The sequence below is a fragment of the Pseudomonas protegens CHA0 genome (assembly GCF_000397205.1).
In the GTDB taxonomy this organism is placed as follows: domain Bacteria; phylum Pseudomonadota; class Gammaproteobacteria; order Pseudomonadales; family Pseudomonadaceae; genus Aquipseudomonas; species Aquipseudomonas protegens.
Genome location: NC_021237.1, coordinates 5324053 through 5337095 on the forward strand (window position 1 = coordinate 5324053; position 13043 = coordinate 5337095).

A 13043-nucleotide genomic window follows, 5' to 3' on the forward strand; every position below is an offset into this window, starting at 1 on the left:
GGGACGGGCAAGACCTGCTGTGCTGAAGTGGCCGCTGACGGTCAGCTCAAAGCGGGCGTTCCATCTTGATGATCTCGATGGACACCGGGCTGTTGCCGCGGCTGAAAGTGCCCTCGCCGATCTTCTGGAAGCCGTGGTAGGCATAGAAGCCTTCGGCCGTCAGGGTCGCCTCCAGGTAGGCCGAGCTGGCACCGCTGGCCCGCAGCCGAGCCAGCGCCACCTCCAGCAGACGGCTGCCCAGGCCACGCCTGGCCACATCGCCACGGATGAACAGCTTGCTGACCTCATTGCCGTCGAGTTCGACGAACCCTTCGATCTGCTCGCCCTCGGCCAGCCACAGCGATCCCTTTTCCACGGCTTCGCGGTAGGTTTCCGGGGAGCGCCCATCGAGCCACATGCGGATCTGCTGATCGCTGTATTCAGAGGTGCACAGGCGCTCTACCGAGTTGCGGTGGGTCTCGAAAATACCGATCAGATCGTCCGTGGTGGCCTGGCGTATCCGTACATTGCTCATTCAGCTGAACTCCACTTTCTTGGGGGCGGGGTGGTAGCGAAACTTGAAATTGATCAGGCTGCCCAGCATCACCAGGGCACTGCCGAGCATCAGGTGCAGGCTCAGGGGCGTTTCCCCCAGCCACACCGACAGGTAGCTGGCGCCGATGGGGTACAGCACGCCGACATAGCCGGCGTTCTCGGCGCCCATGCGCTTGATCAGGTCGATGAACAGCACGAACACCAGCGCCGAGCACACCACCCCCAGGTACAGCAGGATGCCCAGATCGGCCAGGGTGCCCGGCAGTTGCAAGCCATGGCCGCCCAGCAACAGGCTGACGGCGTATAGAGCGCAGGCCCAGCCGGCCGCCACCTTGTTGATGTGCAAAGTGCCGAGCTGGCAGATCTTCTGGATGTGCTCCGAAAGCACCGATCCGATGGCCACCGCCAGGAAGGAAGTCAGGCCCAGGGCCACCCCCGCCAGCGACAGCGGCCGCCCCGGATCGCCAAGCATGAACAGCCCCAGCCCGGCGATGCTCACCAGTGCGCCGAGCAGGTTGTGCAGGGCGACCGGCACATGCAGGAACAGGCGCTTGATGCCGATGATGTAGAAAATCACAAAGGCGCTGAGGCAGGCCATCTGCGCACTGCCCAGGTAAGCGGTGGCCAGATAGGCCAGGCCGATGCCGGCATAGAAGTACACCGCCCCCACCCCGGCCATCAGCAAGTAGGCCTTGCGGGTTACCGGCTGCTGCGGGCCGGCGAACAGCCGTTGCCACAGCCACAGCACCCCGTAGGCAATGAGGAAACGCAGCATCAGCGAAGAGCCGACGTCGCTGTGTTCCACCTGCAGCGAAATGGCGATCCAGTTGGTGGACCAGATCAGCAGGCAGCCGAGGAAAATCAGCACGGCGACCAGTGAACGGGGTTTCTTGTTGTTATCGGGTAAGGCGTTCATGGAGGTTTCTCTAGCTCAAGGCAGCGGTGATCCCGGTCAGCAGCGACTCCAGGCGTTCTTCGCCGAAGACCTGCGGGTCATAGTCGATTTTCAGCAGCAACTCGCCCGCGGCCAGGTAGCCGGTGAACTCCAGGTGATGGCTGGGGCTGCCCTGCATCAGTTGCAGGCTCAAGGGATGCACGCCGACCCGGGCCCCGGGCGGGTTCTCCACGGCGCCCAGGAAGTTGTAGCTGTAGCCGCAATCGAACAGGCCCTTGAGGCGCTCGGCCTCGGGCGTGGCGAAATAACGGTTGCCGAAGCTGTGGGCAATGCCCTGGCTGGCTTGCTGGCCGGCCTTGATTTCCCTGGCGATCTGCTCCAGGTCCAGGCTGGCAACTTGCAGCACCAGCGGGTAGATCACCGTCAGCCAGCCGAACACGCTGTTGAGCTCGGCGCCGCTCTTGTCCAGGGCCCGCCCATGGTCGAGCAAATGGACTTTCTGGAACGGGTTGTCATCGCTCTGGCTCATGGCGCGCAGGATGGCCGCCAGCAGCAACTGGCTGGTCTCGGCCACACCCTGGGCCCACTGCGGCAGGTCGCGGACCGGCCCCAGGCACAGTTCGGCTCGCCGAAAGGCCTCGCGCCGGGGAAACTCGGGGCGCTGCCCGGTCAACTGCGCGCAGCGGCCCCAGGGCAGGGCTTCCCAGAACGCTTCATGGGTCGCCGCGGCATGCTCGCGCTGGTAGCTCTGCTGCCACTCCTCGAAGGCCGTCGGCCGCGGCCAGCTTTGCATGCACTCCAGGCCCTGCCCCAGGCATTCGTCCAGCTCGGAAACCAGCAGCATCCAGGAGTAGCGATCGACCTGGAACTGGTGCCCGGCAATGATCAGGTGATGGCCAGCGGCGTCCTGTTGCTGGCTGAAGCAGAAGAGTTGCCCCTGGCTCAGGGAGATGGCTGCGCAGGTCCGCTGCACCGCTTGCTGCAGATCCGTTCCGGCAGGCTGCAGCCCCTGATCCTGAACGCCCGCCTCGATAAAGTGATGGCGGAAAATTGCCCGCAGCGCCTGGCTGACTCGCTGTGGCTCCTGGCCGGCGGCTATGTCCAGCACCAGGGCCTGGTTCCAGTGATCCAGGTCGCTGATGCCGCGGCTCAGCAGGAAGCGGCGATTGGGCAGGCCCTCGACCTGCGGCCGGGAAACCCCGGGCCGGGCCTTGGCCGCCGCCGCATGCACCGGCAATTGCCCCAGGGCCTGATCCGACAGCAACTCTTCCAGGTCCAGCACCAGGCCCTTTCTCTTCAGCGTGGCAACCACCTGCAAGGCCCGCAGCGAATCGCCGCCATTGTCGATAAAGCTCTTGGCCCGGTCCGGGCTCTGCCCGCCAAGTACCTGGCCGATGGCTTGCCAGAAAGGCTCCGGTGCGGCCTGTGCCGGCTCCGGCGCCGCCATGGCGCGGGCAGCCAGTTGCGCCAACGCCTGCCGGTCGATCTTGTTGTTGCGGTTCAAGGCAAAACGCTCCACCAGCAGGAAGCGCGCCGGCACCCGGTGCGCCGGCAGTGCGGCCCTGGCGGCCTGACGCAGGAGGTCTTCGCCAAGGCTGGCGTCACGGGCAATGACAAAGGCCACCAGGGCCAGGTTGTCCCCGGCCTGATGGGCGATCACACAGGCTTCCCGTACCTGGGCCAGAGCCTTGAGCTCCGACTCCACCTGGACCAGGCTGACCTTCTGCCCGTTGATCTTGACGATGGAATCCTTGCGCCCCAGCAGGCGTATGGCGCCATCGGGCTGGTGGCACGCCAGATCACCGGTGGCGTAGCACTGGCGCTGCGAGTCCAGGGGGCTGGGTTGGGTCAGCTCGACGATCAGCCCGCTGGCCGGGTCCAGGCGCCGGGCCACCAGGGAAGAATAGAGCAGCAGTTCACCCACCCCATCGCCGTAGGGCTGCTCCGGTTCCTGGGCAATGTCCAGGGTGACGCCTTCCACCGGCCGGTCCAGGGCCCAGGTCGGGTCCTGCAGCGTCTGCCCCTGGTCGATGCGGGCGTAGAGCGCGGTGGTGCATTCGGTCGGCCCGTAGGCGTTGAACAACTGCGAGCCTGGGGCAAAGGCGTGGTTGAAGCGCTGGATGTCCGAGGGGTGGATGATCTCGCCGCCGATCACCAGTTGCTTGGGCCGGGCATAGACGGCGCTCGCATCGCTGTAGAAGGCACGCAGATAGGGCACCGTCATATGCAACACATCGATGTCATGTTCGACGATCAGCGCCTCGACTGCGGCGAAGTCATGCTCCCGGGGGTTGAGGCTGCACAGGGTGGCGCCAGTCTTCAGGCTGGCGAAGATGTCCATCAGGCCGGCGTCCCACCCCGCGGAAGCCAGTTGCAGCACACGCTGCCCGGGGCCGATTCCGACATAGCCGATGTAGTTGTCAATGTGCCGGCCCAGGGCCTCGATGCGCTGCACTATGGCCTTGGGCTCGCCAGTGGAGCCGCTGGTGAAGATCACGTAGTCCTGGCAACGCAACGGGTATTCCCGGCCAGGGGGCACGGGCCGGGGTTGCAGGTGCTGCAGGTCGAGCACCGGCAAGGAACGGGTCAGTTGTGAACCAGGCCGTGTCGTGCCATTGAGGACCAGGTTCACGCCCAGGTGCTGGAGCACCGGCATCAACTCGTCGAGGTTGCTCGCCGGGTCGATGAACACCACTCGCCGGGCGGCGGACAAGGCCGCGATCAACGCCGCATACATGGCCCGGCCATGGCTGGCATACAGCGCCAGCACCGGCTCCGGCAACCCTTGCAGCTCGGCGCTGACCCCCTCGCGCAACTGGTCGAGCGCGGCAAAGCCAAGGCTGCCCTGGACATCGATGACACCCGCAACATCGGTACCCGCCATGCGGGTAAAAGCCTGCAACATGATATCCCTGCCTGGTTGTTATTAGAGGGAGCGACAAACGCCCTGCAGTGTCTGCATGAATGCCTGGATTTCCTGCTGGGAGATGCTCAGTGGCGGGGTCAGCTTGACCGTCGCCGGATTGCGCCCGCCGGTGCGCACGATCACCCCGTGCTCCAGCAGCCGGTTGCGCAGCGCCAGTACATCAGCGCCCTGGCCCTGGCCCTCGAAATCGAAGGCGAGCATCATGCCGCGGCCGCGCACATTGACCACTCGCGCGTCCTGGGCCCCCAGGCCTTCCAGGGCCTGGCGCAGGTACGCGCCGTTGCTCGCCGCCCACTGCCAGGGCTGTTCCTGGTGGTAGATATCCAGCACCTTGGAAGCCACGGCACAGGCCAGCGGCATCAGGGTGAAGGTGGAGGAATGCTCGGCATAGCCCAGGCAGTCCACCAGTTCCGGGCGGCCTACCACCGCGGAAATCGGCAAGCCATTGCCCAGGGCCTTGCCCAGCACCAACAGGTCCGGCAGCAGTTGCGGGTTGCTGAAAAACGGCGTCCCGGTGCGGCCAAAACCGGTGTAGATCTCATCGAATATGGTGATCACGCCGAAGGTCCTGCCCAGTTCGACAATCGCTTCGAGCAACGCCAGAGGCACCGGATACATGCCCTCCGCTGCCTGGATCGGCTCGATGATCAGCGCCGCGGGCAAGCAATTGGCCTGCTGCGCCTGGCGCAGATCCTCGGCCAGTTGCTCACGCCACAAGGCGGCCAGGGCCGGGTCCTGGTCGGCGTCATAGTCCAGGGCCAGGGCGGTCAGTTGCAGGCTGTCGCCACCGGCCAGGTGCTTGCGAAAACCGCGGTTGGAGGTCACCGACAGGGCGCCCTGGGTCTTGCCATGGAAGGAATTGTGGAAATACACCACGCCCTGGCGTCCGGTAGCGGCGCGGGCGATTTTCAGCGCCACCTCGATTGCCTCGGCACCGGTGACCGCGCCAAACACCGAAGCCTGCGCATAGGGCACCAGCCCCTCCAGCTTGGCGACCACTTCATGGCGCTGCGGGTTGTCGATGTTCCAACCGGTATGGATCAGCAGTTCGGATTGACGCTTGAGGACTTCGACCAGGTCATCGCGCTGATAACCCAGGTTGGCGGCACCGCTGCCACCGGACATGTCGAGGAAGGATTTGCCCTGCTCATCGTAGAGAAAGCACCCCTTGCCACGAATGACGGAAGGGCTGGAGGGGGCACTGCGCCTAACGGATATTGCAACTGCTTCTGTGAACATCCTGTCACCTTGAGTAAGCCGGGCTTGTGACTCACGCACAGACTCAGGGACAGATTCGTACAGGCAGGGCAAAGCCCTGCTGACTGCGAAGTTACCGACCCTGGTATGTGTTCTCCTTGCCAGGGACGCAACCCCTGTCGGCAATGGCGGCAAGATTTACGCGGGAGGCATTTGTGCTGTCAACGAGCCCCGCACTTATTCTGAATTTAAAGCGATAACCCCTGAAAAAAAGGGGGAATTCAGATAAAGCCCCTGAATTTATCAAGGTTTTTAGAGATGAGTCCGGCTACCGGCAAAAGGCCAGCCTCTGCAGAAGAGTTGATATTCAAGCAGTGAGAAGAAGGCAAGCTGAGCAGCTGAGTGGCGGGATCACGGTTTTTTGCAAGGCAAAAAAAAACCCGGAAATCCTCACTTTCGTGGGCCTTCCGGATTTTCTAAACCGCCAAATATGGTGGGTCGTGTGGGATTCGAACCTACGACCAATTGGTTAAAAGCCAACTGCTCTACCAACTGAGCTAACGACCCGCTGTGTGGTGGCGCGTATAATACTGATTTCTAACGGGAATTCAACACCCTATATGAAAAAAATCAAAAATAAGGTGTTGGATCACTGATTCCGGCCGCCCTGAAGCCTTCAGCACGCAAACGGCAGCTGTCACATTTGCCGCACGCGTGGCCGCTATCGTCTGCCTGATAGCAGGAAACCGTCAGCCCGTAATCAACCCCCAGGCGAACCCCGGCCTGGATGATCTCGGCCTTGCTGAGGTTCTGCAGCGGCGCCTGGATACGAAAGCCCTGCCCTTCGACACCGGCCTTGGTCGCCAGGTTGGCCATGCGCTCGAAGGCTTCGACGAACTCGGGACGGCAATCCGGATAACCGGAATAATCCACCGCATTGACACCGATGAAGATATCCCGCGCGTGCAGGACTTCCGCCCAGCCCAGGGCCAGGGACAGGAAGACGGTGTTGCGTGCCGGCACGTAGGTGACAGGAATGCCCTCCCCCGGCGCCTCTGGCACCTCGATGGTGCTATCAATCAGTGCCGAGCCGCCAATACCGTTGAGGTTCAGGCCGATCACCTTGTGCTCCACCACACCGAGGTCCCGGGCCACGCGCTCGGCGGCGTGCAACTCGGCCCGATGGCGCTGGCCGTAATCGAAGCTCATGGTGTAGCAGCGGTAGCCTTCGGCGCGAGCCATGGCCACCACGGTGGCAGAGTCCAGGCCACCGGACAGCAGGATCACGGCACGCTTTTCACTCGATGCTTGTTCAGTCATGTCAGCGCCCCGGCTCGTCATTCCAAAGGTATTTATGCAGCTGCAGTTGCAGACGTACTGGCAGGTTGTCGGCGACGATCCAGTCCGCCAGGTCTCGTGCATTCAAGTCATGGTGGCTGGGCGAAAACAGCACTTCGCCGGCGCGTCGCTCAAGACCGTACTGGATCAGCTTGGACACCGCCCAGTCATAGTCCTCGCGGGAGCAGATGACAAACTTGACCTGGTCGTTGGCGGTCAGCAGCTCGATATTCTCGTAGCGGTTGCGGTGCGCTTCCTTGGAGCCGGGAGTCTTGAGATCAAGGATCCGGCTGACGCGCGGGTCCACCGCAGAGATATCCAGGGCACCGCTGGTTTCCAGCGAGACCTCGTAGCCGGCATCGCACAAGTGCTGGAGCAAGGGAATGGCATTGGGCTGGGCCAGAGGCTCGCCACCAGTGACGCAGACGTAGCGAGGGCGGAAACCGGCAACCTGCTCCAGCAGGCTATCGAGGGTCCGCTGGCTACCGCCGCTGAACGCGTAGGCACTGTCGCAGTATTGGCAACGCAACGGGCAACCGGTCAGGCGCACAAAAACCGTGGGCAGCCCGGCAGTCCGAGTTTCCCCCTGCAACGAGTAGAAAACTTCGGTGATTCTCAATGTGTCTTGCATAGTCGCCACGGGCGTAACAGCTAAACAGGCTGTCCGCCTCCGTCAGGCACTTCAAGGAACCCCGCCATCGCGCAGATCCCAGGAAGCGTGTTTCAGAAAAAGGGCATGGATTCTAACGAAAAAACCCGCGACAAGCGCGGGTTTCTTGTAACGGAGGCCAACGCACTTACATGCGCTGCAGGTCCCGTTGGGCCAACTGAGCGGCGGAAGTGCCCGGATACTGGGCCACCACCTGCTGCAGGATGCCCTTGACCCGGTCGGTGTGACCGAGACGACGCTCTACGTCAGCCAGCTTGTACAGCGAATCCGGCACCTTGGCGTGCTTGGGATACAGCTGGGAAACCTTGGCAAATGCCTGGCCCGCACCTTGCAGGTCGCCTTTGGCCAGGTTCACCTCACCCAACCAGTACTGGGCATTGCCGGCGTACTGGCTGTTGGGGTACTTGCGCAGGAATGCCGAGAAGGCCTGGCTGGCCTTGTCGAAATCCTTGGCCTTGATCAGGTCGAAGGCAGCATCGTAGTAGAGCTTTTCCTTGGCCGGATCACCGGGTTCGCTACTGGCGGCTGGAGCCTGAGCAGCGGCACCGGCAGCGCTGTTATCGCCACCGGCAGAAGAATTCTCAGGAGTTGCGGCAGGTGCGACACCGCTTCCTATGCGTCGATCAAGATCCTGGTAACGCTCCAGGCTTTCTTGCTTCATCCGCGCTACATCATTTTGCAGAACTTCGATCACACCCTGTTGGCGTGCAATCTGCTCTTGCATTTGCTGCAGTTGCTGGAACAGCTCGCCCTGTGCCGAGACAGGGGTCGAAACCCCTCCCCCGGCATAGGCGCCGTTCGTGCCATAACCCGCTGGCGGATAACTGCTCCCGCTATTGTTATAGCCGGAGTTGTTATCGACCACAGGAACCGCAGACCACGCCGCAAGCGGCGTGAGACTGAGAGCCAAAATAGTTACAGCACGACGGCACGTTCGCATGACGAATTACTTACGCAGTTCGACGCGACGGTTTTGAGCCCAGGACTGCTCGTCGTGGCCAGTAGCAACTGGACGCTCTTTACCGTAGGAAACCAGCTCCAGCTGTGCAGGGGAAACGCCCTGCAGAACCAGGTAGCGCTGAACGGCTTTAGCACGACGCTCGCCCAGAGCCATGTTGTACTCACGAGTACCACGTTCGTCGGTGTTGCCTTCCAGAACAACGCGAGCGCCGTTTGCTTTCAGGTCTTTGGCGTGAACGTCCAGAGCGCGCATGGCTTCTGGCTTCAGGTCCGAGCTGTCGTATTCGAAGTAGAAGGTGGTGATTGCGCGCAGAGCAGCTTCTTCGCTCAGGGAGCCATCAACAGCACCGGTGTTAGCGCCGTAACCAGCGTTTGGATCAACAGCGCCTTCACCGGCATTGTCGCCGCCTTTGGAGGAGCAACCTACAGCCACAGCCATGGCCAGAGCCAGCGCAGCAAACTTACCAAACTTCAACATTTCCATCGTGAAACTCCTAATGAACCCCAGTGTGTTAAGTGAAACATTGTAGCGCCGCGTCAGTTCAGGTAAGGGGACCAGGACGGTTCTCTGACTTCGCCTTGAGCGGTAGGAAGCGGGAGCCTCACACGTCCATTAATGGACACGAGCATCAAGACTCCCCGGCCCTGCTGGCGGGTGGCGTAGATTACCATGGTGCCGTTGGGCGCAACAGTAGCTGACTCATCAAGGTTAGTGTCTGTAAGGATTTTTACGCTACCGCGCTGCAAATCCTGAGCCGCTACCCGGAAGTTGGTGAAACCATCCTGGCGGTGAATCATTACCAGGGTCTTTTCGTCAGCAGAAAGTTTCGGGTTGGCGTTGTAGTTACCAATAAAGGTCACACGCTCGGCGCCACCGCCATTGATATTGCTTTTATAGACTTGCGGCTTGCCGCCACGGTCGGAGGTGAAATAGATGGTGGAACCATCCTTGCCCCAGAACGGTTCGGTGTTGATGCCCGGGCCACTGGTGACGCGGCTGATCTGCCGGGACGCCATGTTCATCACATAGATATCCGGGTTGCCGTCCTTGGACAGCACGAAAGCCAGGCGGGTGCCATCTGGCGACCAGGCTGGAGCGCCGTTCAGGCCTTCGAAGTTGGTGATCTGCTCACGACGCCCGGTATCGATGTGCTGGACGAAGATGCGCGGGCGCTTCTGCTCGAACGACACGTACGCAATGCGCTTGCCATCCGGAGCAAAGCGCGGCGACAGGATCGGCTCGCGAGACTGCAACAGGGTTACCGCCCGAGCACCGTCGTAGTCCGAACGCTGCAGGGTGTAACGGGTGTTGTTCACCGAGAAACGCTCAGCCGTCACATACAGCAGGCGCGTAGAGAACGCCCCCTTGATGCCGGTGAGTTTTTCAAAGGACTGGTCGGAAATGTAGTGCGACATGTCCCGCAACTGATCAACGCTACCCGACACGCTGCCGGTCAGCACTTGCTGCTCGGTCGCGACGTTGAACAGCGCGTACTGCACCTGCAGGCGACCGCCGGCTGGAACAATGCTGCCGACCATCACGTACTGGGCGCCCAGGGCTTTCCAGTCGCGGAAAATGACTTCGCTGGCCTGGGTCGGCAAGCTGATCATGTTCTGCTTTGGAATCGGTGCGTAGTAACCCGAGTTGCGCAGGTCATCACCGATGATCTGTGCCATGTCGTCCGGCAGCACGCTGCCGCCCTGCCAGCCAAACGGCACTACCGCAATCGGCGTCGCCCGATCACTGCCACTGGTGACCAGAATGTTTTTTTCGTCCGCTGCCGCTATCCCTGCCATACAGCAAATAACGACAAGCATTCCTCGAAGAAGGTTTCTCACAAGGCTAGATCCTCAGGTGTGAATGTCATCTTGAATGAACGATAGGGCGCGAAATCCTTCGGACTCAAACCCTGCATTTCTGTCAAACGCCCAATGTTCTTGACTGCCGCCACCGCCGAAGCGTCGAACGGACCATCACCACTGGACTTGATCACGCTGACCGTGGTCACCGTGCCATCAGGCAACATGCCGATCCGCAGTTCCACCGTCATGCCCTTGCGCGCCGAAGGAGGACGAGCCCAGCCTTCCGCCGCACGAATGCGAATCAGGTCATCGAAACTGCCTGCGACACTGTCACCCACCTCATCCGACTTGGTGGCTTCACGCTCCGGCTTATCGGACAGCAAGTCCGCCAGGGCCTGGGCCTTTTTCTCTTCGGCAGATTTGCGCGCTGCTTCCTGGGCCTTCTTCTTCGCAGCGTCGGCAGCAGCTTTCTTCTTGGCATCCTCGGCGATCTTTTTCTTCGCTTCGTCTGCTTCAGCTTTTTTCTTCGCGTCTTCCGCGGCTTTCTTCTTCGCGTCTTCGACGATTTTCTTCTTCGCTTCTTCAGCGGCCTTTTTCTTGGCCTCTTCTTCAGCAGCTTTCTTGGCTTCTTCTTCGGATTTCTTCTTGGCTATATCAGCCAATTGTTTCTCTTCAGCCTTTTTCGCTTCTGCGGCTTTCTTGGCGTCATCCGCCTTCTTCGCCTCATCGGCTTTCTTGGCCTCATCGGCCTTTTTCGCTTCCTCGGCTTTTTGAGCAGCCTCTTCTTTCTTTTGTTCCGCGGCCTTGATCTCTTCCTGCTCGACCTTCTTCTGCTCCAACTGTTCGGCTTCGGTCTGGCGCGCGGCGGATTTCTTCGCCTCACCCGCAATCTTGTGATTGGTCTGGGTGGTTGCCGGACTCTTGGATTTGAGCTGGTACAGGGTCGCTTGAACGATCGGCTTGGCCGGGGGCAGTTCCGGGGTCATGGCAAAGCTGACGAACAGCATGCCAAACACCAGCACGTGCAGGGCAATTGCCCAGACACTAGGCCAGAAGTAGCTTTCCGAGGCGGACGGCTCTCGCTGTTGGTGCATCAGGGCGCCTCGGTAATCAGGCCAACGTTACCGACTCCGGCTTTCTGCAGGCCGCCCATGGCACCCATCACGGCGCCGTAGTCGACGGATTTATCACCGCGAATGAACACCTGGGTGTGCTTGCCGCCTTCATTGCCGGCACGGATGATCTTGGTCACCGCGTCGGTCATCTGCGGCAAGGTCATCGCCTTGTCCTGTTGCTTTTCAGTGTCGACTTCGCTGCCAAGGTTCCAGTAGTAGGTCTTGTCAGCCTTGATCGAGATGGTCAGCACCTGGGTGTTGTTGTCCTGGGGCAAGGCTTCGCTGGAAACCTTGGGCAGGTCAACTTTCACGCCCTGGTTGAGCATCGGCGCGGTCACCATGAAGATAACCAGCAGTACCAACATCACGTCGATGTAAGGCACCACGTTCATCTCGGCAACCGGCTTGCGTTTGTGGCGAACTCGGGCCATGGGTTTTACCTGCTCACTCTTCGCTGGTGTGCACTTTACGGTGCAGGATCGCCTGGAACTCGTCGGCGAAGGTGTAGTAACGGCTGATCAGCGTCTCGCCACGAGCGGCGAAGCGGTTGTAGGCGATCACCGCCGGGATGGCCGCGAACAGGCCGATGGCCGTGGCGATCAGTGCTTCGGCGATACCCGGGGCTACGGTAGCCAGGGTCGCTTGCTGGGCCTGAGCCAGGCCGCGGAAGGAGTTCATGATCCCCCAGACGGTACCGAACAGACCGATGTACGGGCTGACGGAACCGACAGTGGCGAGGAACGGCAGGCTCTGCTCGAGCTTTTCTTCTTCGCGGGAAATCGCTACGCGCATGGCACGGGCCACGCCTTCCATGACCGCTTCAGGATCGACACCCGGTTGCTGGCGCAGGCGGGAGAACTCCTTGAAACCGGCACGGAAGATCTGCTCCACGCCGGAATCCGGATCAGGGTTGCTGCCCGCCTGGCGGTACAGCTTGGACAGGTCGATACCGGACCAGAAGCGCTCTTCGAAGCTCTCCAGGGCACGTCGACCGGCACGCAGCAGGTTGCTGCGCTGAAAGATCATGATCCATGAAGTCACCGATGCGGCAACCAGGGTCAGCATTACCAACTGCACTACAACGCTGGCATTGCTGACCAGGCTCCACATGGAGGAATGGTCGACGACGTTAGCTTCCACGCTTTATCTCCTGCTCTGAGTGTGTACCCGCGCTGCTCTCGTCGGCAAAGGCCGTACGCAGAGCGTCTGGAATGGCGCGGGGTTTGAAATTGTCGGCGCGCACACAGGCCACCAGGAACTGCCCTTCACAGAGCAGCGCATTGTCTTTGGCTCGCCTGACCTGCTGAGTGAAGCGCAGGCTGACCCGGTTCAATTCGGTAACTTGGGCACTGACCAGAAGTTCGTCGTCCAGTCGCGCCGGCGCGTGATAACGCGCTTCGCTGGAGTGCACGACAAATAACAGGTTCTCCCCCACCAGCTGCGACTGGGCAAAGCCCAGGTGTCGTAGCCGCTCGGTTCGAGCCCGCTCCATAAACTTAAGGTAATTAACGTAATACACGATGCCGCCAGCATCGGTGTCCTCGTAATAAACGCGACAACGATGTGCGAACGGCTCAAGCCCGTTTTGCGCGCGCATACTCTAGT

Annotated in this window: 13 protein-coding genes and 1 tRNA gene; all 14 read right to left on the minus strand. The window is 61.2% G+C overall.

Translation table 11 applies throughout. The features are described 5' to 3' along the window. Positions 1-46: 46 nt before the first annotated feature. The 14 genes from PFLCHA0_RS23605 to ybgC all read right to left on the minus strand — a co-directional run bounded on the left by PFLCHA0_RS23605 (position 47) and on the right by ybgC (position 13035). Entirely contained in the window at positions 47-514 is a 468-nt protein-coding gene (locus PFLCHA0_RS23605) for a GNAT family N-acetyltransferase (protein ID WP_015636763.1), read from the minus strand. Further along, entirely contained in the window at positions 515-1450 is a 936-nt protein-coding gene (locus PFLCHA0_RS23610) for a DMT family transporter (protein WP_015636764.1), read from the minus strand. Positions 1451-1460: 10 nt separating this feature from the next. Further along, positions 1461-4334, minus strand: coding sequence for an AMP-binding protein (locus PFLCHA0_RS23615; RefSeq protein WP_015636765.1), 2874 nt, complete (start codon positions 4332-4334; stop codon positions 1461-1463). A gap of 21 nt (positions 4335-4355) precedes the next feature. Continuing rightward, on the minus strand, positions 4356-5594 hold the full coding sequence (locus tag PFLCHA0_RS23620; protein ID WP_011062908.1) for an aspartate aminotransferase family protein: 1239 nt from the start codon (positions 5592-5594) through the stop codon (positions 4356-4358). A 449-nt stretch (positions 5595-6043) separates the two neighbouring features. Next, positions 6044-6119, minus strand: a tRNA-Lys gene (locus tag PFLCHA0_RS23625). A 63-nt stretch (positions 6120-6182) separates the two neighbouring features. Beyond that, on the minus strand, positions 6183-6872 hold the full coding sequence (gene queC / locus PFLCHA0_RS23630) for a 7-cyano-7-deazaguanine synthase QueC (RefSeq protein WP_015636766.1): 690 nt from the start codon (positions 6870-6872) through the stop codon (positions 6183-6185). Position 6873: 1 nt separating this feature from the next. Beyond that, positions 6874-7521, minus strand: coding sequence for a 7-carboxy-7-deazaguanine synthase QueE (gene queE / locus PFLCHA0_RS23635; RefSeq protein WP_011063011.1), 648 nt, complete (start codon positions 7519-7521; stop codon positions 6874-6876). A 166-nt stretch (positions 7522-7687) separates the two neighbouring features. Next, on the minus strand, positions 7688-8500 hold the full coding sequence (gene ybgF / locus PFLCHA0_RS23640; RefSeq protein ID WP_011063012.1) for a tol-pal system protein YbgF: 813 nt from the start codon (positions 8498-8500) through the stop codon (positions 7688-7690). Positions 8501-8506: 6 nt separating this feature from the next. Further along, positions 8507-9004, minus strand: coding sequence for a peptidoglycan-associated lipoprotein Pal (gene pal / locus PFLCHA0_RS23645; protein WP_003227510.1), 498 nt, complete (start codon positions 9002-9004; stop codon positions 8507-8509). Positions 9005-9057: 53 nt separating this feature from the next. Further along, positions 9058-10338, minus strand: coding sequence for a Tol-Pal system beta propeller repeat protein TolB (tolB, locus tag PFLCHA0_RS23650; RefSeq protein WP_015636767.1), 1281 nt, complete (start codon positions 10336-10338; stop codon positions 9058-9060). A 17-nt stretch (positions 10339-10355) separates the two neighbouring features. Then, positions 10356-11417: a cell envelope integrity protein TolA gene (tolA, locus tag PFLCHA0_RS23655; RefSeq protein WP_011063014.1), complete on the minus strand. Its 1062-nt coding sequence runs from the start codon at positions 11415-11417 to the stop codon at positions 10356-10358. Continuing rightward, a complete protein-coding gene (gene tolR, locus PFLCHA0_RS23660) occupies positions 11417-11869 on the minus strand; it encodes a protein TolR (RefSeq protein ID WP_011063015.1) in 453 nt (150 codons plus the stop codon). Before tolR ends, tolA begins: the two co-directional genes overlap by 1 nt. Positions 11870-11882: 13 nt before the next feature. After that, positions 11883-12578: a protein TolQ gene (gene tolQ / locus PFLCHA0_RS23665; RefSeq protein ID WP_011063016.1), complete on the minus strand. Its 696-nt coding sequence runs from the start codon at positions 12576-12578 to the stop codon at positions 11883-11885. Continuing rightward, positions 12568-13035, minus strand: coding sequence for a tol-pal system-associated acyl-CoA thioesterase (gene ybgC / locus PFLCHA0_RS23670; protein WP_011063017.1), 468 nt, complete (start codon positions 13033-13035; stop codon positions 12568-12570). The genes tolQ and ybgC overlap by 11 nt, the downstream gene beginning before the upstream one ends. Positions 13036-13043 lie beyond the last annotated feature (8 nt).